The 22,063-nt window shown below is 75.8% G+C and carries 17 protein-coding genes; 12 read left to right on the forward strand and 5 right to left on the reverse strand.

All coding sequences use genetic code 11. The features are described from left to right. Positions 1–102: 102 nt before the first annotated feature. A complete protein-coding gene (locus tag ABT015_RS32670) occupies positions 103–978 on the forward strand; it encodes a GNAT family N-acetyltransferase (protein ID WP_350885688.1) in 876 nt (291 codons plus the stop codon). A gap of 69 nt (positions 979–1,047) precedes the next feature. Next, the gene (locus ABT015_RS32675) at positions 1,048–1,599 is read left to right on the forward strand and encodes a GNAT family N-acetyltransferase (protein ID WP_063347629.1); all 552 of its coding nucleotides are present in this window, start codon (positions 1,048–1,050) and stop codon (positions 1,597–1,599) included. Positions 1,600–1,616: 17 nt separating this feature from the next. Here ABT015_RS32675 and ABT015_RS32680 read toward each other — a convergent pair whose 3' ends face one another. Continuing rightward, positions 1,617–2,540 carry an aminoglycoside phosphotransferase family protein gene (locus tag ABT015_RS32680; protein WP_350885647.1) on the reverse strand — a complete coding sequence of 308 codons (924 nt, stop codon included), beginning with the start codon at positions 2,538–2,540 and terminating at the stop codon, positions 1,617–1,619. Positions 2,541–2,627: 87 nt separating this feature from the next. Beyond that, positions 2,628–3,062 carry a ferritin-like domain-containing protein gene (locus ABT015_RS38055; protein WP_402455688.1) on the reverse strand — a complete coding sequence of 145 codons (435 nt, stop codon included), beginning with the start codon at positions 3,060–3,062 and terminating at the stop codon, positions 2,628–2,630. 977 nt (positions 3,063–4,039) lie between these two features. Here ABT015_RS38055 and rimP point away from each other — a divergent pair. From rimP to ABT015_RS32735, 10 genes are all read left to right on the forward strand, one after another. Then, on the forward strand, positions 4,040–4,594 hold the full coding sequence (rimP, locus tag ABT015_RS32690) for a ribosome maturation factor RimP (protein ID WP_350885651.1): 555 nt from the start codon (positions 4,040–4,042) through the stop codon (positions 4,592–4,594). A 57-nt stretch (positions 4,595–4,651) separates the two neighbouring features. Beyond that, positions 4,652–5,662, forward strand: a complete 1,011-nt coding sequence (gene nusA, locus ABT015_RS32695) for a transcription termination factor NusA (protein WP_063347626.1) — start codon at positions 4,652–4,654, stop codon at positions 5,660–5,662. Between the two features lie 145 nt (positions 5,663–5,807). Further along, on the forward strand, positions 5,808–6,056 hold the full coding sequence (locus ABT015_RS32700; RefSeq protein ID WP_350885654.1) for a YlxR family protein: 249 nt from the start codon (positions 5,808–5,810) through the stop codon (positions 6,054–6,056). 249 nt (positions 6,057–6,305) lie between these two features. Next, positions 6,306–9,500, forward strand: coding sequence for a translation initiation factor IF-2 (gene infB / locus ABT015_RS32705; protein ID WP_350885656.1), 3,195 nt, complete (start codon positions 6,306–6,308; stop codon positions 9,498–9,500). A 142-nt stretch (positions 9,501–9,642) separates the two neighbouring features. Continuing rightward, complete coding sequence (locus tag ABT015_RS32710; RefSeq protein WP_063347622.1) at positions 9,643–9,939, forward strand: DUF503 domain-containing protein; 297 nt, start codon at positions 9,643–9,645, stop codon at positions 9,937–9,939. Between the two features lie 153 nt (positions 9,940–10,092). Then, positions 10,093–10,533: a 30S ribosome-binding factor RbfA gene (gene rbfA / locus ABT015_RS32715; protein ID WP_350885658.1), complete on the forward strand. Its 441-nt coding sequence runs from the start codon at positions 10,093–10,095 to the stop codon at positions 10,531–10,533. A gap of 2 nt (positions 10,534–10,535) precedes the next feature. Next, complete coding sequence (locus ABT015_RS32720; protein ID WP_350885660.1) at positions 10,536–11,639, forward strand: DHH family phosphoesterase; 1,104 nt, start codon at positions 10,536–10,538, stop codon at positions 11,637–11,639. A gap of 34 nt (positions 11,640–11,673) precedes the next feature. Beyond that, positions 11,674–12,603, forward strand: a complete 930-nt coding sequence (gene truB / locus ABT015_RS32725; RefSeq protein ID WP_350885662.1) for a tRNA pseudouridine(55) synthase TruB — start codon at positions 11,674–11,676, stop codon at positions 12,601–12,603. 294 nt (positions 12,604–12,897) lie between these two features. Beyond that, positions 12,898–16,521, forward strand: coding sequence for a serine protease (locus ABT015_RS32730; RefSeq protein WP_350885664.1), 3,624 nt, complete (start codon positions 12,898–12,900; stop codon positions 16,519–16,521). A 65-nt stretch (positions 16,522–16,586) separates the two neighbouring features. Continuing rightward, complete coding sequence (locus ABT015_RS32735; RefSeq protein WP_350885666.1) at positions 16,587–17,531, forward strand: bifunctional riboflavin kinase/FAD synthetase; 945 nt, start codon at positions 16,587–16,589, stop codon at positions 17,529–17,531. 51 nt (positions 17,532–17,582) lie between these two features. Here ABT015_RS32735 and ABT015_RS32740 read toward each other — a convergent pair whose 3' ends face one another. From ABT015_RS32740 to eccE, 3 genes are all read right to left on the reverse strand, one after another. Continuing rightward, on the reverse strand, positions 17,583–19,697 hold the full coding sequence (locus tag ABT015_RS32740) for a MinD/ParA family ATP-binding protein (RefSeq protein ID WP_350885668.1): 2,115 nt from the start codon (positions 19,695–19,697) through the stop codon (positions 17,583–17,585). 129 nt (positions 19,698–19,826) lie between these two features. Continuing rightward, the gene (locus tag ABT015_RS32745) at positions 19,827–20,594 is read right to left on the reverse strand and encodes a hypothetical protein (protein ID WP_350885670.1); all 768 of its coding nucleotides are present in this window, start codon (positions 20,592–20,594) and stop codon (positions 19,827–19,829) included. After that, on the reverse strand, positions 20,594–22,039 hold the full coding sequence (eccE, locus tag ABT015_RS32750; protein ID WP_350885672.1) for a type VII secretion protein EccE: 1,446 nt from the start codon (positions 22,037–22,039) through the stop codon (positions 20,594–20,596). The genes ABT015_RS32745 and eccE overlap by 1 nt, the downstream gene beginning before the upstream one ends. Positions 22,040–22,063: the final 24 nt, after the last annotated feature.

Here is a 22,063-nt window from a genome sequence, read left to right on the forward strand (position 1 = left end):
GTTCGCGGACGGCCCCGCGGCCGTAGCCGGGTGGGGGCACGGAGTAGGGTGCGGCCAGATTCGTCTCAGTGAGGTGCTGTCTCGATGCTCGATCGAGGTGTGATGCTCCCCGGCTCGTTCCAGGCCGCCCGGGCCCTGGCCACCACCCGCGTGTTGGAGCCCCCCGACCTCGCGGACGCCTTGGAGATCCTCCACCGCGACCCGGTCGCCAACTCCTTCGTCGCCACCCGGGTCGAGGCCGTCGGGCTGGACCCCTGGCGGCTCGGCGGCGAGATGTGGGGCTGGTACGACGGGGACGGCGCCCTCGCCGCGCTCTGCTACGCCGGGGCCAACCTCGTCCTGGTCGACGCCGGGCCGGAGGCCGTCGCCGCCTTCGCCGAGCGGGCCCGTCGGCAGGGTCGCCGCTGCTCCTCGATCGTCGGCCCGGCCGGGGCCACCGCCGCCTTCTGGGCGCTGCTGGAACGCAGTTGGGGCCCGGCCCGCGAAGTCCGCGCCCACCAGCCGCTGTTGGCCACCGCCGTGCCCTCCGCCGAGATCGCGCCGGACCCGCTGGTGCGGCGGGTGCGGCGGGAGGAGATCGACGCGCTGATGCCCGCCTGCGTGGCGATGTTCACCGAGGAGGTCGGGGTCTCCCCGCTGGCCGGCGACGGCGGCCTGCTCTACCAGGCCCGGGTCGCCGAACTCGTCTCCGCCGGGCGGTCGTTCGCGCGTTTCACCGAGGACGGCGAGGTCGTCTTCAAGGCCGAGATCGGCGCCGTCACCGAGGGCGCCTGCCAGGTCCAGGGCGTCTGGGTCGCCCCCGGGTACCGGGGCCGGGGCCTCTCCGAGACCGGCATGGCCGCCGTCCTCGACCTCGCGCTGCGCGAGATCGCCCCGGTGGTCTCGCTCTACGTCAACGACTTCAACCTGCGGGCCCGGGCCGCCTACCGGCGGGTCGGCTTCCGCGAGGTCGGCGCGTTCATGAGCGTGCTGTTCTGAGCCCGCCCCCGGGAGTTCGGTTCCGATCTTCGCCCGCACGGGCGGCCCACGGGTAGTAACGTCCGAGGCATGGATCAGCTGACCGGGGTGACGATCGAGGCCATCGACCTTGCGGCCTGGGCGCCGCAGGCGCTGGAGGTCCAGGCGGTGGCGTTCGGCCTGACGGCCGAGGAGGTCGCCGTCCGGCTGCACATCGTCGGCCGGCACGCCCACCAGCCCGGGGTGATCGCGCTCGGCGCGATGAGCGGCGGCCGGCTGGTCGGCTTCGGCTACGGGATGCCCAACCAGCGCGACCACTGGTGGAGCACGGTGATCGAGCCCTACCTGGACGCGCGCGGCCACGACGCCTGGCTGGACGACGTGTTCGCCGTCACCGAGCTGCACGTGCTGCCCGAGTACCAGGGCCAGGGCGTCGGCTCCCGGCTGATCCGCACCCTCTGCGAGCGCTCCGGGCTGGAGCGCAGCATCCTCTCCGCGATCGACGCGGAGACCCCCGCCCGGCGGCTCTACCGGGCGCTCGGCTACCAGGACCTCGCCCGTGCGGTGCGCTTTCCCGCCACGGACCGGCTGTACGCGGTGATGGGGGCCCGGCTTCCACTGCGCGGGCCGGGCGAGGCGTAGGGCTCCCGGGGCTCGCGCTACAGCGCCCCGGCGAACTCCAGGTAGAGCTCGGCGTCCTCCCGGCGGCCGGCCGCCAGGGCCCGCAGGGCGAGGTCGACGGCCCGGAGCAGCGTCCAGCCGCGCAGCCGTTCCCGGTCCACCTCCAGCGCGTCCGCGAGCTGGTGCAGTCGGCGGCGGACGGCCGCGGCCACGCCGGGGGAGCCGACCAGGGTGTCCGCCCGGTCCAGCGCCAGCCGGGCCAGGTCGAAGGCGCGCTCACCGGCCAGCGGGCGCGGGTCGATCGCCAGCCAGGGCGCCCGGTCGGCGGCGAGCACGTTGCCGTGGTGGAAGTCCCCGTGGAGCAGGAAGGTCTCGGCGGCGGAGCCGGCCAGGCCGTCGGCGGTGTCCAGCGCCTCGGCGATCAGGGGTTCGGCCTCGGCGGCGCCGGGCAGGGCGCGGTGCCCGCGCAGCCGTTCCGCGGTGTCGGCGGTCCGGGCCGCGAGGGTCGGGAACGGGTGATCCTCGGGCAGGGGGCTCCAGAGCCGGTGCAGCAGGCTGGTCGCCTCCAGCATCGCCTTCGCCTCGGCGAGCGAGCGCAGCGGGATGTCGCCGTGCAGCCGCTCCAGCAGCAGCACGCCCTCGGCGGGGTCGGCGTCCAGCAGCAGGACGGCCCCACGCCCGGCCCAGTGGGCGAGCGCCGCGTGCTCCAGCGCGGTCTCGGGGGTCCGCAGGCCGGTCTTGAGGACGGCGGGGGAGAGGTCGTCGCGGTGGACGTAGGCGACCAGGCTCAGGCTGCCGCCGGGGTCGAGCACCCGTTCCAGGGTGAGCTCCCAGCGCGCCAGGTGGGCGGCCACCCGCGCGGGCAGCCCGGCCAGCCACTGCCGGCCCGGTTCGCCCTCGCTCGCCGCGACGCCGCGCGCCAGCCAGGCGGGGACGGTGATCTGCGGTGCTGCTCCCGACATGCCGACCTTCCGGTTGACGCTCCCCCGTTGGTGTTACCCGTCCATTGTCGGCCATGAACGGGAAACCGCAGGTCAGCGCCGCGGGCTCTAGGGAGTGGTGGCCGAGGGGGTGGGGAGGGGCTCGGGGATGCCGGGGAAGGCGGGGTCGGCCGCGCCCCAGCGGTGGGCGCGCAGGGCGCTGTCGCGCAGGGCGTCGGCGGCGGTGCCCCGTTGGGGGCCGGGGACGGCGGCGACCAGGTCGGCGTAGACGGCGGTGAGCCGGGTTTCGAGGTGGGCGGCGAGCTTGGTGGCGCCGGCCGCGTCGGTGACGGCGAACGGGAGCTGGTAGCCGGCGGCCGCGGCCGCCGGGGTGGCGCCGAGCGAGCCGATCAGCCGCTGCCAGGCGTCCCGCCGGGCTTCGTGGGCGGCGTAGGCGGTGCGGGCGTCGGTGCGCTGCTGGTCCTCGGGGAGCCGGGCGCCGACCACGCCGTAGCCGTAGACGGCGGCGTGTTCGGCGCCGAGGGCGCCTTGGAGGGCGGTCACCGCCGCGGTGGCGGTGGGGTCGGCCGACGGGCCGGCGGAGGGGGAAGCGGTGGGCTGGTCGCTCGGGGGCGCGGTCGGTGCCTCGGTGGGGGTGGCGGCGGCCGGGGGCGGGGCGACCAGCGGGGTGGTGTCGCCGAGGGCGACGGCGTGCAGCACGTCGGAGGCGGCGACCGAGGCGAGCAGCCGGGCCAGCGGCGGCCGGGCCGCGGCCAGGTCGGCGAGGCGGGCCTGGGCGGTCTGCCGTTCGAGTGCGGCGAGCGCGGCGGGGGTGCCGACCGGCGTTCCGCTCGGCGCCCCGCTCGCTGTGCCGCTCGCTGTCCCGCTCGGCGGTGCGCTCGGTGTCCCGCTCGGGCTGGTCGAGGGTGTGGCCGGGGGGACGGAGGCGGCCGGCAGCCCGTAGGCGAGGGCGGCGCGGTGCTGGGCCACCTCGGCCCGCAGCGGCTGCAGCACGGCGGTCTGGGCGCCGCCCGGGCCGGCGAGCAGCGCGTCGTAGCCGGCCAGCAGGGTGTCGGTGGCGGCGATCGAGCGCAGGATGACCGGTTCGTCCGGGTTCGGCAGCGGGCCGCGGTTGCCGGGCGCGGCGTCGCCGCCGTGGGAGCCGGTGCAGGCGGCGAGGGCGGTGAGGGCGAGCAGCCCGAGAGCCAGGAACGTCCGTCGGCTGGGCGGCTGCATGGGTGTCACTCCGGGGCGTGTGCGGGAGGGCGGCCTCCCCGCCTGCCCTTCGTAGGCGTGAATGATTACAGAATCCCCACGATTCCGGGCGGGGATTCGGATCCCGGGACGCCCCGGGAGCGGGTGTGAGCTTGCTCGCAGTGGGTGGCGTGCGCCCGGTCGGGCGTGGTCCGGAATCGGTGGTTCGCGGCTTCACCGGCTAGGCTTTGGGCCGAGCTGCCGTGACCCGGTGTGCGCCGGACCGGCGCCGGAGGGCGCGGAGCGACCTTCTGACAACAGCAGACGCGGCCGAGGAGTCCACCCGGATGAGCACCACCCACACCGACCGGCTGCGCGCGTTGCTGGAGCCGCTGGCCGTGCAGGCCGGTCTGGACCTGGAGGACGTCAAGGTCACCAAGGCCGGCAGCCGCCGCCAGGTGCAGATCGACGTCGACACCGACGGCGGCGTGGACATGGACGCCATCGCCGAGTTCAGCCGGGTGGTCGGTGAGGCTCTGGACGAGTCGGACCTGATGGGCGACGAGCCCTACCTGCTGGAGGTCGGTTCGCCGGGCGCCGAGCGTTCGCTGGACCTGCCCCGGCACTGGCGTCGCGCGGAGGGCCGACTGGCCAAGATCCACCTGGTCGACGGCGGGGAGATCGTCGCCCGGGTGCTGGAGGCGGACGAGGACGGCGCGCTGGTCGAGGTGCAGCCGGTGAAGGGCCGCGGCCGTCCGAAGGAGCGCCGGCTGGCGTACGCCGAGGTGGACCGGGCGCGCGTGCAGGTCGAGTTCAACCGCAAGGACGACAAGCTCCTCGACGAGGCCGCGGACTACGCGGACGACGACGCCTCCGAGGAGGGGGACGACGGTGCGCTGTGACCTGCGCACCGCCCGGACCATGACGAACGTGACGAAAAAAGACGAGGAGGCGTAGCCGTGGACATCGACATGAGTGCCCTGCGCACGCTGGTCAACGAGAAGAACATCCCCTTCGACCTGCTGGTCGAGTCCATCGAGTCCGCCCTCCTCACCGCGTACCACCGCACCGAGGGCTCGCGCCGCCGCGCCCGGGTGCACCTGGACCGCAAGTCCGGCCACGTCACCGTGTGGGCGACGGAGGACCCGGCCGAGCTGGACGAGGGCGTCGAGCCCAAGGAGTTCGACGACACCCCGAACGGCTTCGGCCGGATCGCGTCCAGCATCGGCATCCAGGTGATGATGCAGCGCCTGCGCGACGCCGCCGACGACCAGACCTTCGGTGAGTACGCGGGCAAGGAGGGCGACATCGTCACCGGTGTCGTCCAGCAGGGCAACGACCCGAAGAACGTGCTGGTCGACATCGGCAAGCTGGAGGCCATCCTGCCGCCGCAGGAGCAGGTCCCGGGCGAGGACTACCGGCACGGCACCCGGCTGAAGTGCTACGTCGTGGCGGTGCGCCGCGGTGTGCGCGGGGCCTCGGTGACGCTGTCGCGCACGCACCCGAGCCTGGTGAAGAAGCTGTTCGCGCTGGAGGTCCCGGAGATCGCGGACGGCAGCGTGGAGATCGCCGCGATCGCCCGTGAGGCCGGCCACCGCACCAAGATCGCGGTCTGGTCGCGCCGGGCCGGGCTGAACGCCAAGGGCGCCTGCATCGGCCCGATGGGCAGCCGGGTGCGCGCGGTGATGGGCGAGCTGCACGGCGAGAAGATCGACATCGTCGACTGGTCGGAGGACCCCCGGGAGATGGTCGCCGCGGCGCTGTCCCCCGCACGGGTGACCAGCGTGGAGATCGTCGACCTGGCGCAGCGGTCCGCCCGGGTGATCGTGCCGGACTACCAGCTGTCGCTGGCGATCGGCAAGGAGGGGCAGAACGCCCGCCTCGCCGCCCGCCTCACCGGCTGGCGGATCGACATCCGGCCGGACACCGAGGGCCAGCCCGAGGACGGCGGTCGGGACACCGACCGCTGAGTGCGGCGCTGACCGGCCGTTCGCCCCGTCAAAGCCCCCCGCCGTTCCGCCCGGGATCGGCGGGGCGGCGCCATGTCCCTTCGGAGGGGTAGACTTGCCTTCGTCTGGCCGGACGCACGTCCGAGCACGCCCGGAACGCACCTGCGTGGGCTGCCGCAAGCGAGCGGCCAAGCACCAGCTGTTGCGTGTCACGGCGGTCGAGGGCGTCTGCGTCCCCGACCCCCGTGGCGCACTGCCGGGCCGGGGCGCTCACCTGCACCCCGATCCGGCCTGCCTCGACCTCGCGGTCCGCCGTCGGGCGTTTCCCCGGGCCTTCCGCCTCCAGGGGACGCTCGACACGGAGCGGCTCCGCGAGTTCATCGGGGAGCGGACCGTCGACACCCCGGAGCCCTGAGTCCCTCAGGCCGCCCGGTGGGGCGACGCCCGTGACGGCCGCCGCTCAGTGCGGCGGGAGAACCACCGCAACAAGCACGGTTCGCGGGCAGCCGCGTGCCGTGCCACCAGTCAGGTACCTCGCGATGTGGAAGTAGGTCGAGATTGCGATGAGCTCTCGATGAGTACGCGATGAGTACGCGATGGGTACGCCCATGAAGTAGCGACGGTCCGGCGGACGAGACACCCCGGACTCATAGACAGGAGTGAAGTGGCTAAGGTCCGGGTTTATGAACTCGCCAAGGAGCTTGGCTTGGAGAGCAAGGCCGTCATGGCCAAGCTCACCGAGCTCGGTGAGTTCGTCCGTTCGGCGTCCTCGACGATCGAGGCGCCGGTCGTACGCAAGCTGACTGACGCGCTTGGTGTGGCCCCCACCGGTGGTGGTTCCGCTGCCAAGCCGGGCCCGCGCAAGAGCGCGGCGCCCCAGCCCGCGGGTGGTTCCGCCGCCGCGGGTGCACCCAAGCCGGGTGCTCCGACCCCGGGTCCGCGCCCCAGCGCGACCCCTGGTCCCCGTCCCACCCCGGCCGCGGCTCCCGCGGCCCCTGCGGCCCAGGCCGCGCCCGCCGCCCCGGCGGCCCCCGCCGCCGCGAAGCCGGCGGGTGGCCCGACTCCGGGCCCGCGCCCGGCGGCGCGTCCCGCCGCTCCGGCGGCCCCGGCCGCGCCCGCGGCCGAGTTCTCCTCGCCGGCTCCGGCCGGTGACACCCCGCGTCAGGCTCCGTCGGCCCCGCAGGCCCCGCAGGCCTCGCGTCCGGCCGGTCCCGCCGCCGGCGGTGCCCGTCCGGGCCCGCGTCCGGCCGGCCCGCGTCCGGGCAACAACCCGTTCACCTCGGGCAGCGCGACCGGTATGGCCCGCCCCGGCGACCGCCGTCAGGGCGCGCCGGGTGCGCGTCCGGCCGGTCAGGGCGCCCCGGGCGGCGACCGTCCGCGTCCGGGCGGCGACCGTCCGCGTCCCGCCGGTGCTCCCGGTGCCGACCGTGGCGCCCCGCGTCCGGGTGGCGACCGTCCGCGTCCCGCCGGTGCTCCCGGCGCTGACCGTGGCGCCCCGCGTCCGGGTGGCGACCGTCCGCGTCCCGCCGGTGCTCCCGGCGCCGACCGTGGCGCCCCGCGTCCCGGTGGCGACCGTCCGCGTCCCGACGGCATGCCGCGTCCGGCCGGCCCGCGCCCCGGCGCCCCGTCCCCGTCCGGCATGCCGCGCCCGAACCCGGGCATGATGCCGCAGCGTCCGGCTCCGGGCCCGCGTCCGGGCCCCGGCGGCCGTGGCCCCGGTGGCCCCGGTGGCCGTCCGGGTGGTCCGGGTGCCGGTGGCGCCCGTCCGGGCTTCCAGGGTCGTCCGGCCGGTCCGGGCTCGCGTCCGGCCGGTGGCGGCGGCTTCGGCGGTCCGCGTCCCGGTGGCGGTGCCCCCGGTGGCGGCGGCGGCTTCGGCCCGCGTCCCGGTGGTTTCGGTGGTCGTCCCGGCGGCCCGGGTGCCCGTGGTGGCACGCAGGGCGCCTTCGGTCGTGGCCCGGGCGGTCGCCCGGCGCGTGGCCGCAAGTCGAAGCGGGCGAAGCGCCAGGAGTACGAGGCCATGCAGGCCCCGTCCGTCGGCGGTGTGATGCTGCCTCGCGGCAACGGCCAGACCGTTCGCCTGTCGAGCGGCGCCTCGCTGATGGACTTCGCGGAGAAGATCAACGCCAACCCGGCCGCGCTCGTCTCCGTCATGTTCAACCTCGGTGAGATGGTCACCGCGACGCAGTCGGTCTCCGACGCGACCCTCGAGCTGCTGGCCGGCGAGATGGGCTTCATCCTGGAGATCGTCAGCCGCGACGACGAGGACCGCGAGCTGCTGGAGTCGTTCGACATCGACTTCGGTGCGAACGAGGGCGACGAGGACCAGCTGGCCCCGCGCCCGCCGGTCGTCACCGTCATGGGTCACGTCGACCACGGTAAGACCCGCCTGCTGGACGCCATCCGCAAGTCCAACGTGGTGGCCGGCGAGGCCGGTGGCATCACCCAGCACATCGGTGCCTACCAGGTCGTCACCGAGGTGAACGGCGAGCAGCGCCCGATCACCTTCCTCGACACCCCGGGTCACGAGGCGTTCTCCGCCATGCGTGCCCGTGGTGCCAAGTCCACCGACATCGCGATCCTGGTGGTCGCGGCCAACGACGGTGTCATGCCGCAGACGGTCGAGGCGCTGAACCACGCCAAGGCCGCGGGTGTGCCGATCGTGGTCGCCGTCAACAAGATCGACGTCGAGGGCGCGGACCCGACCAAGGTCCGCGGTCAGCTGACCGAGTTCGGTCTGGTGGCCGAGGAGTACGGCGGCGACACCATGTTCGTCGACATCTCCGCGCGCCAGGGCCTCAACATCGAGCAGCTGCTGGAGGCCGTGGTCCTCACCGCGGACGCCTCGCTCGACCTGCGGGCCAACCCCGAGCAGGACGCGCAGGGTATCGCCATCGAGGCCCACCTCGACAAGGGCCGCGGCGCCATGGCGACCGTGCTCGTGCAGCGCGGTACCCTCCGCGTCGGTGACTCGATCGTGGTCGGCGACGCCTACGGCCGCGTCCGCGCGATGCTGGACGAGAACGGCAACAGCCTCGCCGAGGCCGGCCCGTCCCGCCCGGTGCTGCTGCTCGGTCTGACCTCGGTGCCCCGCGCCGGCGACAGCTTCATCGTCGTCGACGAGGACCGCACCGCCCGTCAGATCGCCGAGAAGCGCTCGGCCCGCGACCGCAACGCCGCCTTCGCGCAGCGTCGGGTCCGGGTGTCCCTGGAGGACCTGGACAAGGCCATCGCCGCCGGCGAGATCGAGCAGCTCAACCTCATCATCAAGGGTGACGTCTCCGGTTCGGTCGAGGCCCTCGAGGACGCCCTCGTCAAGCTGGACGTGGGCGAGGAGGTCGAGCTCCGCATCCTGCACCGCGGTGTGGGTGCGATCACCGAGTCCGACGTCAACCTGGCGATGGGTTCGGACGCCATCATCATCGGCTTCAACGTGCGCGCCGAAGGCCGTGCGCGTACCGCGGCCGACAAGGAAGGCGTGGACGTCCGGTACTACTCGGTCATCTACCAGGCGATCGAGGAGATCGAGAACGCCCTCAAGGGCATGCTCAAGCCCGAGTACGAGGAGGTGCGCCTCGGCTCCGCGGAGATCCGCGAGGTGTTCCGCTCCTCCAAGTTCGGCAACATCGCGGGTGTCATCGTCCGCGAGGGCCTGCTGCGCCGCAACGCCAAGGCCCGCCTCATCCGCGACGGCAAGGTCGTGGCGGAGAGCCTCACCATCGAGGGTCTGCGCCGCTTCAAGGACGACGCGACCGAGGTCCGCGAGGGCTTCGAGGCCGGTGTCACCCTGGGGTCGTTCAACGACATCAAGGTCGAGGACATCATCGAGACCTACGAGATGCGCGAGAAGCCGCGTTCGTAGTCGGTGAAAGCCGGGGCCGGTCGACGGGTGGTATTTCCGTCGACCGGCCCCGGTCTCGCTGTGTAGGGTCCGGGGTAGTTCACCCGCAGCCCGGTTCCGGGCTGCCCCCCGAGGCCTTCCAGGTCGGCGAGACCTGTCATACATGTTCGTGGGAACACTCACCTTCGACCTGCTGCTGGGCGACGTCCACTCGCTCAAGGAGAAGCGTTCGATCGTGCGGCCCATCGTGGCCGAACTGCAGCGCAAGTACAGCGTGTGCGCTGCCGAGACCGGGAACCAGGATCTGCACCGCAGGGCCGAGATCGGCCTCGCGGTGGTGGCCGGCGATGCCGGGTACGTCACCGAGATCCTGGACAGCTGTGAGCGGTTGGTCGCCGGCCGCCCCGAGGTGCAGCTCCTCTCCGCGAGGAGGAGGTACCACAACGACGACGACGAATGAGAGCCGTGGAGACGGTCGGCGGAAGTCGCCGTTCTCACACGGATCAGGACCCAGAGCGCCCGCAAGGCCGGGCGCGGGCCGGTACTTTGGGGCGTGGGCCCCGAAGGGTGCGTAGCTCACCCGAATGCCGGACCCACTGCACGAGGAGGCAACGTGACCGACACCGCAAGGGCGCGCAAGCTCGCCGACCGCATCCAGGTGGTCGTCGCCCAGACCCTGGAGCGGCGGATCAAGGACCCGCGACTGGGGTTCGTGACCATCACCGACACCCGGGTGACCGGGGACCTGCGCGAGGCCACCGTCTTCTACACCGTCTTCGGCGACGAGACCGAGCGCGAGGCCACGGCCGCCGCGCTGGAGAGCGCCAAGGGCGTCATCCGCTCCGAGGTCGGCAAGATCGGGGTGCGCTTCACCCCGACGCTGACCTTCGTCGCGGACGCGCTGCCGGACAACGCCCGGAACATCGACGACCTGCTCGACCGGGCCAAGGCCATCGACGCGGCGGTGCGCACCACCGCCGCGGGCGCGACCTACGCCGGCGAGGCGGACCCGTACAAGGTTCCGGCGGCCGAGCGTGACGACGAGGACGAGTAGTCATGGCGGGTGAGCCGGCGAAGGCCGCCTCGCGAGCCGGTTCGACCACGGGGGCGTCCTCCACCAGCACGGTGGAGGACGCCCTCGTGGCGCTCCCGGGGCCGCGCACCGAGGAGAGCGGTTTCGAGCTGCTCTGGCAGCAGGTGGTGGCGGAGATCGGGCGGGCCCGTTCGATCGACCTGATCTGCCACATCTGCCCGGACGGCGACGCCCTGGGCTCCTCGCTGGCGGCCGCGCTGGCGCTGCGCGGGCTCGGCAAGCGGGTGCGGGTCTCCTTCGGCGACGACCCGCAGATCGTGCCCGAGTCGCTGGCCTTCCTGCCCGGCCAGGAGCTGATCGTGCCGGCCGCCGAGGTGCCGGACGTCCCCGAGCTGGTGCTCTGCTTCGACGTGGCCGCGGAGAGCCGGCTCGGCCTGCTGCACGGCAAGGCCTTCGCCGCGCCGGTGCTGGTGGTGTTCGACCACCACGCCTCCAATCCGGGCTTCGGCACCCACCAGCTGATCGACCCGACCGCGCCGGCCACCGCCGTCCTGGTCGACGAACTGCTGCGCCGGCTCGGCGTCGAACTCGACCAGGACCTGGCCACCTGCCTGTACACCGGCGTCGCCACCGACACCGGTTCGTTCAAGTACCGGGCCACCACGCCCGCCACCCACGAACTCGCCGGGCGGCTGCTGGCCACCGGCATCCGGCACGACCTGATCTCCCGGCAGCTGTGGGACACCTCCTCCTTCGGCTACCTCAAGGTGCTCGCGGGCGCGCTCGACCGGGCCGTCTACGAGCCGGACGCGGCCGGCGGGCTGGGCCTGGTATGGACCTGGGTGCCGTACCAGGACCTGGTGCTGTTCAGCGTCACGGTCGAGGAGATCGAGGGGCTGATCGACATCCTGCGCCGCCCGGCCGAGGCCGAGGTGGCGCTGGTGCTCAAGCAGGACCCGGACGGCACGCTGCGGGGCTCCTCGCGTTCCAAGGGCGCGGTGGACGTCGCCGCCGCCTGCGCCGAGCTGGGTGGCGGTGGGCACGTCTTCGCGGCCGGGTTCAGCGCCCGGGAGGACGTGGCCGCGGTGGTCGAACGGTTCCGGAGCGCGCTGCGACCGGTACGTTGATCATCTCTTGACCGCTTTTTAGAGAAAGAACTTGATGAAGCGCAAAGGCACCGGCCCGGACGGCCTGGTGATCGTCGACAAGCCCGAGGGCATCACCTCCCACGGGGTCGTCGCCAAGCTGCGATGGCTGGCCGGGACGCGGAAGGTCGGGCACGCCGGCACGCTCGACCCGATGGCCACCGGCGTACTGGTGATCGGCGTCGAGCGGGCCACCCGGCTGCTCGGCCACCTGATGCTCACCGCCAAGACGTACGAGGCGACCATCCGGCTCGGCCAGACCACCGTCACCGACGACCGGGAGGGCGAGGTCACCGCGTCCGCTCCGGCCGACGCGGTGACCAGGGAGGCGATCGACGCCGGGATCGCCGCGCTCACCGGCGAGATCATGCAGGTGCCCTCCAAGGTCAGCGCGATCAAGATCGACGGCAAGCGGTCGTACGCGCGGGTGCGCGAGGGCGAGGACTTCGAGCTCGCGGCCCGGCCCACCACGATCCACTCCTTCACCGTGCACGGGCAGCGCGCGGCGCTCGCCGAGGACGGCACGCCGGTGATCGACCTGGACGTGACCGTCGAGTGCTCCTCCGGCACCTACATCCGGGCGCTGGCCCGCGACCTGGGCGCCGGGCTCGGCGTCGGCGGCCACCTCACCGCGCTGCGGCGCACCAGGGTCGGGCCGTACTCGGTGGAGTCGGCGCACACCCTGGAGCAGCTGGAGGCCGCGGTCACCGGCGAGTCCCCGACGGGGCTGCAGGTGCTGCCGATCGGGGAGGCCGCGGCCGCCGCCTTCCCGCGCTGGGACCTGGACGAGTCGGCGGCGGAGAAGCTGTCGCACGGCGCCCGGCTCAAGGCGCCCGGGCTGGGCGTGGACGGGCCGATCGCGGTGTTCGGGCCGGACGGGCGCTTCCTCGCGCTGGTCGAGGAGACGGGCGGGCAGGCGAAGCCGGTCGCGGTCTTCGTCGGCTGACGCCCCGCAGCGCACGCGCAACCTCCGTCGGGAGTCTTCCGGCGGGGGTTTCGCCCGTTCGGGGGGTGTACCGGGAGGTGCTTCGCTCGTTCGGGGGTGTTCCGGCGAGGTCGGGGGGTTCGTTCCGGCGGGGTAGGCGTCACCCGCCCGGGGGAGCGCGCGAGGTGAACGCCCGTGGTGAGCGGCGCAGGCGCGGTGGGGCCGCCTCCCTGGCGGGCAGGCTCCCCGGCGGCGAGCAGGTCGCCGTGACGAGCCCGCCCCCGGGCCGTCCGGCCTGCGGGGAGGGCAGTGCGAATGCCGGGATTCCTGGACGGCGACGGCGTGGCGGGAGACCCGGGGCGGTACCTGCTGCGGATCCGCGACCTCAACGGGCGACTGCACGGCTTAGGGTTCGTCGCCGACCCGCAGGGCACCGTCCTCACCGCCCACGAGAGCGTCACCGGCCTGGACCGGATCGTCCTGCACACCCCCGGCGGGCAGACCAGGGTGCTGGGCCCTGACGCCGTACTGCCGCTGCCCGAGCACGGGCTCGCCCTGCTGCGCACCGACGCGGTCGGCGGGCTGCCCGTGCCGCCGCTGCCCGTCGCGGCCCTCGGGGCCGGGCGCGAGGTGTTGCTGCCCGCGCTGGCCGGCGAGGACGGGCGGGTGGTGGCGCTGCGCTGCGGTCTGCTCGGTGCCGCCGGGGCCGGGTGCGGCGGGGTCGGCGGGGTCGGCGGGGTGCTGCTGCTCGACCCGCCGGTGGTCGCCGGCGTCGCGGTGCCGGCCGGTTCGCCGGTGCTGGACGCCCGCAGCGGCGCCGTGGTGGCCCTGGCCGTGCCCGCGCTGCGCGGGCCGCAGCACGGCGGCGCGCTCCCGGCGGTGCCGGCCGGCGGCGGCGCGGTCGCGGTCGCCCCGGTGCTGGCCGAACTGCTGGCGCGCAACGGCGCGGCCGTGCCCGGCTACGGGCCCGCGCTCAACCTGGCCGGCGTGCTGCGGCTGACCGCCGCCCAGCTGGCCGCCGCCGGAGCCGGCCCGGACCGGGTCGCCGGGCTCGCCGCCGACCGCGTCGACCGGCCCGACGGACTGGCCGGGGACGAGCCGCAGGCCACCGTCACCGCCCTGGTCGGCGCCCCCGGCAGCGGGCGCTCCACCGAACTCGCGGCCCTCGCCGCCCGCCGCGCCGGCGGCGCCCGGCCGCTGCCCACCCTCTGGCTGCGCGGCGCCGACCTGCGCGCCGAGGACCGCTCGCTCGCCGCCCCGGTGGAACGGGCCCTGGCCGCCGTCGCGGCCGAGCTGGGCATCCCGGCGCCCGCGCCGGAACCGGTGGCGGCACTGTGCGCGGCGGCCGGGCGGCCGCTGCTGGTGATCCTGGACGGCCCCGAGGAGGCCCCGGCGCCGCTGGACCCGCGCTGGCTGCGCGGCGCGGGGGACTGGCTGACCGGCTGCGGGGCGCGGCTGCTGACCGCCTGCGGCGAGGAGGCCTGGGTGCGGCTGGCGGCCGAGAAGTGGGGCAGCGGCACCGGCCCCGCCCGGTACCCGGACCCGCCGGAGCCAGGCGGCGACCTGGCCAGCGCCCCCACCGTCCGGATGGACGGCGGCGGCCCCGGCGCCCCCAGCCTCGCCGGGCACCGGCTCGGCCCGCTCCCCGCCGAGGCGGCCGAGCGGGTGCGCCGCCGCTACGGGCTGCCGCCGGGCTGGCCGGCCGACGCCGACGCGCGGCACCCGCTGGCCGTCCGGCTGGCCGGCGAGCTGTGGGCGGAGGGCCTGCGCGGGGAGCCGGCCCGCCGGGGCGAACTGTTCGCCGCCTACCTGGACCTGCGCTGCCTGCGGGTGGCCGGGCGGCTGGCCGAGGACGGCCGGCAGCGCCGCCCGGGCGCCCACCGCCGGAGCTCCGCCCGCCCGGCCGGGCCCTCCCACGGGCGGGTGCGGCGGCTGGCGGCCGCGGTGGCCGGACGGGTGCACGAGGCGGCCCGGCGGATGCTCGGCGCCGGGCCGGGCGGGCTGGGCCGGGCCGCCTTCGAGGAGCTGTTCCCGGCGACGGGCGGCTGGGCCACGGCCGTCCTCGCCGAGGGCCTGTTCGTCCCGGCCGGGCCCGGATTCCGGTTCGCGCACGGGGAGTTCGCGGACTGGCTGCAGGGCCTGCACCTGGACCTGGACGCCGCGCTGCGGCTGCTGCTCGGCGAGGCCGCGGACACGCCCTCCTCACCCGCGAACGGACTGGAGGGCGCGCCTGCTCAGGGCCCCCCGCGCAGCGTTCCCCGGCACCGGATCGGCCCGGTCGCCGCCGCGCTGCGCCGACTGGCCGAGACCTGGGGCGCACCCGCCCTGGACCCGTGGCTGCACCGGCTCTGGCGCGCCCTGGACCTGCGCCCGCCCGGCAGCGAACCGGCCTGGTGGGCGGGCCGGCTGCTCACCGCCGGGTTGGCCGCCAGCCCCGATCCGTCCGAACACCTGGCGCTGCTCGACCAGTTGGCCGGTCGGATCGCCGAACGGGCGGTCGCCGAGGGCGGGTTGGACGTTCTCCCGGCCGACGGACTCGGCGCGTTCGGCCCGGCGTTCTGGACCGGCCTCGGCCTGCCCGCCGAGGCCGAACTCGCCCTGCTACGACGCCTGGTGGCCGCCGACGGGCCCGGGCAGCCGTTCCTCGGCGCGGTGGCCGAGCGGCTGCGCGCCGCCCCCGTCGCGGTGTTCCCGCTGCTCTGCGCCTGGTTCGACGATCCGCGCGGCCTGCCCGGCCGCCCCGGGCACACCGTCGCCGACCTCGCCCACGACCTGCTGCACGCCCACCGCCGGCTCGCCCTGGACGAGTTGGCCGACGCCCTGGCCGACGCCGCGCACCCGAGAGCGGACGCGCTGCTCACCGTGCTCGCCGCCGAGGAGCCCTCCGCGCTCTGCCGGGCGGTGGACCGCTGGAGCCACGACGGGCGGCCCGAGCGGCACGTCGCCGCCGCCGTGCACGCCCTGCACGCCGCCCCGCACGCCGTCGGCGCCGCCGCCGGACTGCTGCGGTTCACCGCGCTGACCCTGCTCGCCCGCGAGGACGAACCGGGCCTGCACGGCGCCGCCCTCGCCCTGCTGGTCGGCGACCCGGCGACCAGGGCCGAGCACCTCCCCGCCGCGCTGGCCCTGCACCGGGCGGGCGGCGACGCCTTCCTCACCCCCAGGGCGCTGGCCCCCGCCCTGGAGAGCGACCCGGAACCCGTCCTGGCCGCGCTCGCCGACCGGCTGGCGGTCCCCGGCGCGGCCGCCGCCGAGACCCTGCGGATGCTCGCCGACGCCCGCACCCCGGTGGCCACCCGGCGGGGCGCCGAACTGGCCGCCCGGCTGCTGCGCGAGCACCCGGCACTGGCCGGCCCGGTCGCCGTCGACTACCTGGGCCGCCGCCTGGAGCGAGCCGCGACCGGCGGCCCGGCCGCCCGGCTGGAGCTGCGGGTGCTGCTCGGCGGCGCGCTGGCCGCCCGGACGGCGGGCGTGCGGCGGCCGTTCGCCCAGGTGCTGTCCGTCCCGGTGGCCGACCCGGCGGCGGACGCGCTGCGCTGCGAACTGCTGGACACCCTGCTCGCCATCGAGACCGACCCGGCGGTGCTGACCGCGGCCGTGGAGCGGCTGGCCGAGCACTGCGCGGCCGAGAATCCGGCCCGGGCCCGCGCGGTGCTGGCCCGGGCGACGCCCGCCCTGCCGGGCGCGGACGAACTGCTGGTGCGCTGGGCCGGTCGCTCGGCGGCGTTCGCGCAGTTGCTCGTCCAGTGGCCGCGGGACGCCGCCCCGACCGCGCCGGACGGGCCCGGGCTGGCCCGGATGCGGGCCCTGGTGGCCGCCGGCCGCGACCCGCAGTACGCGGCCGCCGAGGCCGAGCGGACCGCGCCCGGGCGGGCCGTGAACCCGCCGGTGCGCCCAACCCGTATTCCGGTGCCGGAGCAGGAGCATGGCACGCTATAGGGGTTCGGGTTTGAGCGTTTGAGCGTACAGAGGGTACGCGCCGTACGGAACAAGGAGCGGTCAGGGTGCAGCGCTGGCGTGGCCTGGAGGAGATCCCCGCTGACTGGGGACGCAGCGTCGTCACCATCGGCTCGTTCGACGGGGTGCACCGCGGGCATCAGCTGATCATCGGTCGGGCGGTCGAGCGGGCCCGCGAACTCGGTCTCCCCGCGGTGGTGGTGACCTTCGACCCGCACCCGCGCGAGGTCATCCGCCCGGGCAGCCACCCGCCGCTGCTCGCCCCGCAGGCGCGCCGCGCCGAGCTGATCGCGGGCCTCGGCGTGGACGCGGTGCTGGTGCTGCCGTTCACCCCGGAGCTGTCCCAGGAGTCGCCGGAGACCTTCGTCCAGCAGGTCCTGGTCGACGCCCTGCACGCCCGGGCCGTCATCGAGGGCCCCAACTTCCGCTTCGGCCACCGGGCCGCCGGGGACGTCGCGCTGCTCGGCGAGCTGGGCCGCTCGGCCGGCTTCGACGTCGAGGTCGTCGACCTCCAGGTGAGCGGCGCCGCCGGGGCCGGCGAGCCGTTCTCCTCCACCCTGACCCGGCGGCTGGTCGAGACCGGCGACATGGCCGGCGCCGGCGAGGTGCTGGGCCGCCCGCACCGGGTCGAGGGCGTGGTGGTGCGCGGCGCGCAGCGCGGCCGCGAGCTCGGCTACCCCACCGCCAACGTCGAGACCGTGCCGCACAGCGCGATCCCGGCCGACGGCGTGTACGCGGGCTGGCTGACCGCCGACGGCGAGCGCATGCCCGCCGCCATCTCGGTCGGCACCAACCCGACCTTCGACGGCACCGCCCGCACCGTCGAGGCGTACGCCATCGACCGGGTCGGCCTGGACCTGTACGGGCTGCACGTGGCCGTGGACTTCCTGGCCTACCTGCGCGGGATGGAGAAGTTCGACTCCATCGACGCGCTGCTCGACCGGATGGCCGACGACGTCAAGCAGGCCCGCGAGCTGACCGACGGCGTCTGAGCACCGCCGCAGCACGGGGAAGGGCCCGCCTGGTCGGCGGGCCCTTCGGCGTCACTGCGGGGGCTGCTGCGGGTGTCCGTAGCCGGGCGGCGGCTGGTAGCCGTCCGGCGGGGACGGCGGGGCGGGCTGCGGCGGCTGGCCCTGGGCGGGCGGGTAGCCGTAGCCCGGGCCCGGCTGCGGGGCCGGCTGCTGCTGGACGCCCGGCTGCGGCCAGGCCGTGGGGGCGGGCGGCTGCTGCGGGTAGCCGTAGCCCGGTGGTGGCGGCGGGGCCTGGCCGGGCTGCGGTGCCCACGGCGCCCCGGGGGCGGGCTGAGCGGCCTGACCCGCCTGACCTGGATAAGGCTGGGGCTGCGGCGGGTACGGCGTCGCCTGCGCCTGCTGCTGCCACCCGGACTGCTGGGCGGCGGCCTGCTGGGCCCGCACGATGTCCTCGCCGACCAGGGTGGCCAGCTCGAAGTAGGCCTCGCGGACCTTGGGCCGCATCATGTCGAGGTTGACCTCGGCGCCGGCCGCCAGGCTCTCGTCGAACGGCACCACGATCACCCCGCGGCAGCGGGTCTGGAAGTGCGCGACGATGTCCTCGACCTTGATCAGCTTGCTGGTCTCGCGCACCCCGGAGACCACCGTGATGCTGCGCTGCACCAGGTCCGCGTAGCCGTGCGCGGAGAGCCAGTCCAGGGTGGTCGAGGCACTGGAGGCGCCGTCCACGCTGGGGGTGGAGACGATGATCAGCTGGTCGGCGAGGTCCAGCACCCCGCGCATCGCGCTGTACAGCAGGCCGGTGCCGGAGTCGGTCAGGATGATCGGGTACTGGCGGCCCAGCACGTCGATGACCTGGCGGTAGTCCGAGTCGTTGAACGTGGTCGAGACCGCCGGGTCGACGTCGTTCGCCAGGATCTCCAGGCCCGAGTTGAGGTCCTGCGAGGTGAACTGACGGATGTCCATGTAGCTGCGCAGGTGCGGGATGGCCGTCACCAGGTCGCGGATGGTCGCGCCGGTCTGGCGCTTGACCCGGCGCCCCAGGGTGCCGGCGTCCGGGTTGGCGTCGATCGCGATCACCTTGTCCTGGCGCTCGCTGGCCAGGGTCGCGCCGAGCGCGGTGGTGGTCGTGGTCTTGCCGACCCCGCCCTTGAGGCTGATCACGGCGATCCGGTAGCAGCTCAGCACCGGGGTGCGGATGATCTCCAGCTTGCGCGACTTCTCGGCGGCCGCCGCCTTGCCGCCGAACTGGAACCGCGGCTGCTGGCGCTGCTGCTTGGGCTGGCTGCGCAGCAGCCGGTCCGAGGACAGCTCGACCGCGGCGGTGTAGCCGAGCGGCGCACCGTGCGCCACGGGCGGCTGCGGGGCGGCGGAGTGCGGGAACGCGACCGGCGGCGGCGCGGCGGCGCTCTGCGGCGGCCACGGCTGCACCCCGCCGGACTGCTCGTGCGGCGAGCCCGGCAGCAACGGCCGGTACTCGTGCGGCTGGGGCTGGGCCGACTGCGGGTAGGCGGGGGGCTGCGGCCAGCCGCCCTGGCGCGGATCCACCGGCGCGGGCTGCGGGGCCGGCTGCTGCGGCTGCGCGGGCTGCGGCTGGGCGGCGGCCTGTTGGGCGGACCACGCGGCGGCGGGCTGCGGGTCCTGCGGCGGCAGCGGCTGCTGCGGGGGCAGGTGCTGCGGGTACGGCTGCGGCGGGACCGGCTGGGCGGGCTGCGCCGGCGGCGAGGCCGGGGCCGGGTACGGCGGCTGCGCGGCCGGGGTGGGCTGCGGCTGCGCCGGGGCCTGCGCCGGCCAGCCCGGGACGACGGCCGGCGGCTGCTCGAACGCCGGGGCGGGGGCGGGGACCTGGGCAGGGGCGGACGCCGGGAACGGGACGTGCTGCGCCTCGGCCTGGACGGGCTGCGCGGGTACGGGCTGTGCGGGTACGGGCGCCTGAGCCGGCGTCGGGGCCGGAGTCCGGGCGGGCACCGGCGCCGGAGCGGCGGCCTGCGGATCCTGCACCGCCGTCGGAGCCTGAACTGCCGGAGCCTGCACCGCCGGTGCCGGTGCCGGTGCCGGTGCCGGTGCCGCCGAGGCGTCCGTCTGCACGTACCAGGACGGGGGAGTGTAGTCGGGCGCGTCGGACCAGTCGTCGTCGTCCTCTGCCGCGTTGTCGCCGACGTAGACGCCGTCCCGATCGCTGCTCACTAGGGCTCCCTCGTGTTCGCCGCCGCTTGTTCAGCGGTGCCGTTACCGCATCAAAGACTAGGCCGTGCGGCAACCCCCGTTGAAGGCGGCGTCGGATCCGGAGCGGCCCCCCGGGCCCGGCGCCGCCGCTCAGTCCATCCGGCGCGGACCGCCGAGAACCTGCTGCTCGGCCTGCCCGGCCACGGCCCGCACGTACTGGCGCCGCACCCGGGTGGCCCACAGCGTGAGGTCGTCGCCGAGGGTGGGCAGCGCGGCGACGTCCTCCGGCGGGAGCGACAGCACCCGGCCGGTCAGTTCCGCCTCCTGCGGGGAGATCCGCTGCACGCCCACCAGGTCGGCCGCGTTGAGCACCCGGGCCGCGTTCGGCCCCAGGTACGGCAGCAGGGTCAGGGTGGTCTGCCAGGGCGTGGCGGAGAGCCGGCTGCGCGGCGGGCGGGCGCCGAGGTCGCGCACCACCAGGACCGGCGAGGCCACCGAGGCGCCCTGCGGGCCGAGTCGGCCGACCTGGTGGACCGTCACGCACGGCTGCCCGCCGCCCGCGGCCTGCGCCAGCGGGCCCCACAGCTGCCCGCGCGCGGTCTCCACCGCGACCCGGGCGCCGATCGCGGCCGCCCGCAGCGCGACGACCTGCGCCGTCCACACGCCGCCGACCAGCACCAGGTCGTACGCGCTGGGCCGGAACAGGCCGAGCACCGCGGGCAGCCCCTGCGGGTCGACGCCGATCACCACGCCGTCGTCGCCGACCGGGAAGGCCAGCGCCCCGAGGTCCGAGGCGTCGAGCACGTGCTTCTCCCGGCGCGGGCCGCGCAGTCCGAAGCCGGGCAGGATCCGGGACCGCGCCCGGGGCCGTTCGGTGCCGTGCTGCGGGCCGGGGGCCGGATAGGTCTGGTACGCCATCAGGACGCTCCTCCCAGCGGCAGGGTGGCGAGCACCCCGGGGGCCTGTTCCAGGTCGAGCCGGACCAGGCCGAGTCCGGCGCCCTGCGCCCGAGCCTCCACCTGGCGGCCGACCTGCGTCACCTCGCTCTCGCTGCGCCCGGTCACCCGCAGGTGCCCGCTGACGGTCACCGAGCCGCCGGTGCCGCGCCCGGCGGTCAGGCTGAAGGTGCTGGCCAGCGCGGGGGAGCCGGTGACCAGGTTGACCAGGTCGGGCGCGGCGATCCGGCCGGGCGAGCCGCCGGGGCGGCTGAGCTGCGGCCAGCGGGAGATCCAGTAGGTGCTGTGCCAGCGGTCGTCGATCCGCCAGAACCGGCTGCCCTCCTGGGTGCGGCGGGTGGTCCCGCCGCCGCTGCCGGTGCCCTGGCGCCCGGCCACCGCGAGCGGGTTGGCGCAGGTGGAGATGGCCAGCGCGGCGATCAGCTCGCGCTCGTCCAGCACGGTCGCGTTGAACCCGGCGCTGTTGAGCCGCCCGGCCAGCTGGTCGGTCACCCGTTGCAGCGCCTTGCGGGCGCCCTCCTCGCCGCCGCCGCGGGCCCGGACGGCGGCCGCGGCGCGCTCCGGGTCGAGCTTGAGCGCCACCCAGGTCAGCCGCAGCCCGGGGGTGGCGGTGCCGTCCGGCAGCTCCCGGTAGGCGCGGGCGGCCAGCGACTGTTCGGGCAGGTGCGGGGCCGGGGCCGGCTGGGTGTGCTGGACGAGCTGTACCGACTCCAGGGTGATGTCGTCGATCTGGAGTGCCGAGCAGATCACGTCCAGGGGCAGCGGCAGCGCGGTGCGCACCGGGCGCAGCGGCTGGTCCTTGGCCTGGACGAGCAGTACCGAGCTGAGGAAGGTGCCGTCGCCGACCATGCCGGTCTCCCGGCGGACGGGGCGGCCGCCCAGGTCGGCCTCGGTGGCGTGGGTGCAGGTGCGCAGTGCCGGTTCGAGTTCCAGGGCGGGGGCCAGCGCCGGGTCGGTGCCGGCCGGCGGCAGCGTGCCGCGGGCCTGCCGGCGGCGGGACTTGAGGGCGGCGCGCACCCGCAGCAGTTCGGGGATGGTCCGGCCGCGCAGCGGGATCACGGCGAGCACCACCAGGACCAGCGCGACCGCGCCGAAGCCGGCGGCGACCGGCCGGCTGATCGTCCAGCCCACCGCGACCAGCGCGGCCGCGACCTCGACCAGGACGAGCTGTTGGAGCCTCAGCCGCCCGCCGAGCAGCCCGGGCCGGGGGTTGACCCGGATCAGGACGGGCCCGCCGCCACCGCCTTCACCGCCGCCGCCTTCACCGCCGCCGCTCTCGCCGGCGGGCGGCAGCGGCTGCCCGGGCGCGGTCTCGGGGGCGGGGCCGCCGCGCTGCGCCCGGCCGGAGCGGCGCGACCTCCCGCCCGTTGCCGGTCCGCGGCGTCCTGGAGCGGTCTGGCTTGGCATCCCCCGGGTGACCCTCTCTGATCA

The organism is Kitasatospora sp. NPDC094016 (assembly GCF_040304045.1).
Classification (GTDB): domain Bacteria; phylum Actinomycetota; class Actinomycetes; order Streptomycetales; family Streptomycetaceae; genus Kitasatospora.

What these genes read in the sequence shown, in the direction of transcription:
- ABT015_RS32670 (WP_350885688.1), top strand. Translation starts at nt 103, where the DNA reads ATGCTCCCCGGCTCGTTCCAGGCCGCCCGGGCCCTGGCCACCACCCGC.
- ABT015_RS32675 (WP_063347629.1), top strand. Translation starts at nt 1,048, where the DNA reads ATGGATCAGCTGACCGGGGTGACGATCGAGGCCATCGACCTTGCGGCC.
- ABT015_RS32680 (WP_350885647.1), bottom strand. Translation starts at nt 2,540, where the DNA reads ATGTCGGGAGCAGCACCGCAGATCACCGTCCCCGCCTGGCTGGCGCGC.
- rimP (WP_350885651.1), top strand. Translation starts at nt 4,040, where the DNA reads ATGAGCACCACCCACACCGACCGGCTGCGCGCGTTGCTGGAGCCGCTG.
- ABT015_RS32710 (WP_063347622.1), top strand. Translation starts at nt 9,643, where the DNA reads ATGTTCGTGGGAACACTCACCTTCGACCTGCTGCTGGGCGACGTCCAC.
- ABT015_RS32720 (WP_350885660.1), top strand. Translation starts at nt 10,536, where the DNA reads ATGGCGGGTGAGCCGGCGAAGGCCGCCTCGCGAGCCGGTTCGACCACG.
- truB (WP_350885662.1), top strand. Translation starts at nt 11,674, where the DNA reads ATGAAGCGCAAAGGCACCGGCCCGGACGGCCTGGTGATCGTCGACAAG.
- ABT015_RS32730 (WP_350885664.1), top strand. Translation starts at nt 12,898, where the DNA reads ATGCCGGGATTCCTGGACGGCGACGGCGTGGCGGGAGACCCGGGGCGG.
- ABT015_RS32745 (WP_350885670.1), bottom strand. Translation starts at nt 20,594, where the DNA reads ATGGCGTACCAGACCTATCCGGCCCCCGGCCCGCAGCACGGCACCGAA.
- eccE (WP_350885672.1), bottom strand. Translation starts at nt 22,039, where the DNA reads ATGCCAAGCCAGACCGCTCCAGGACGCCGCGGACCGGCAACGGGCGGG.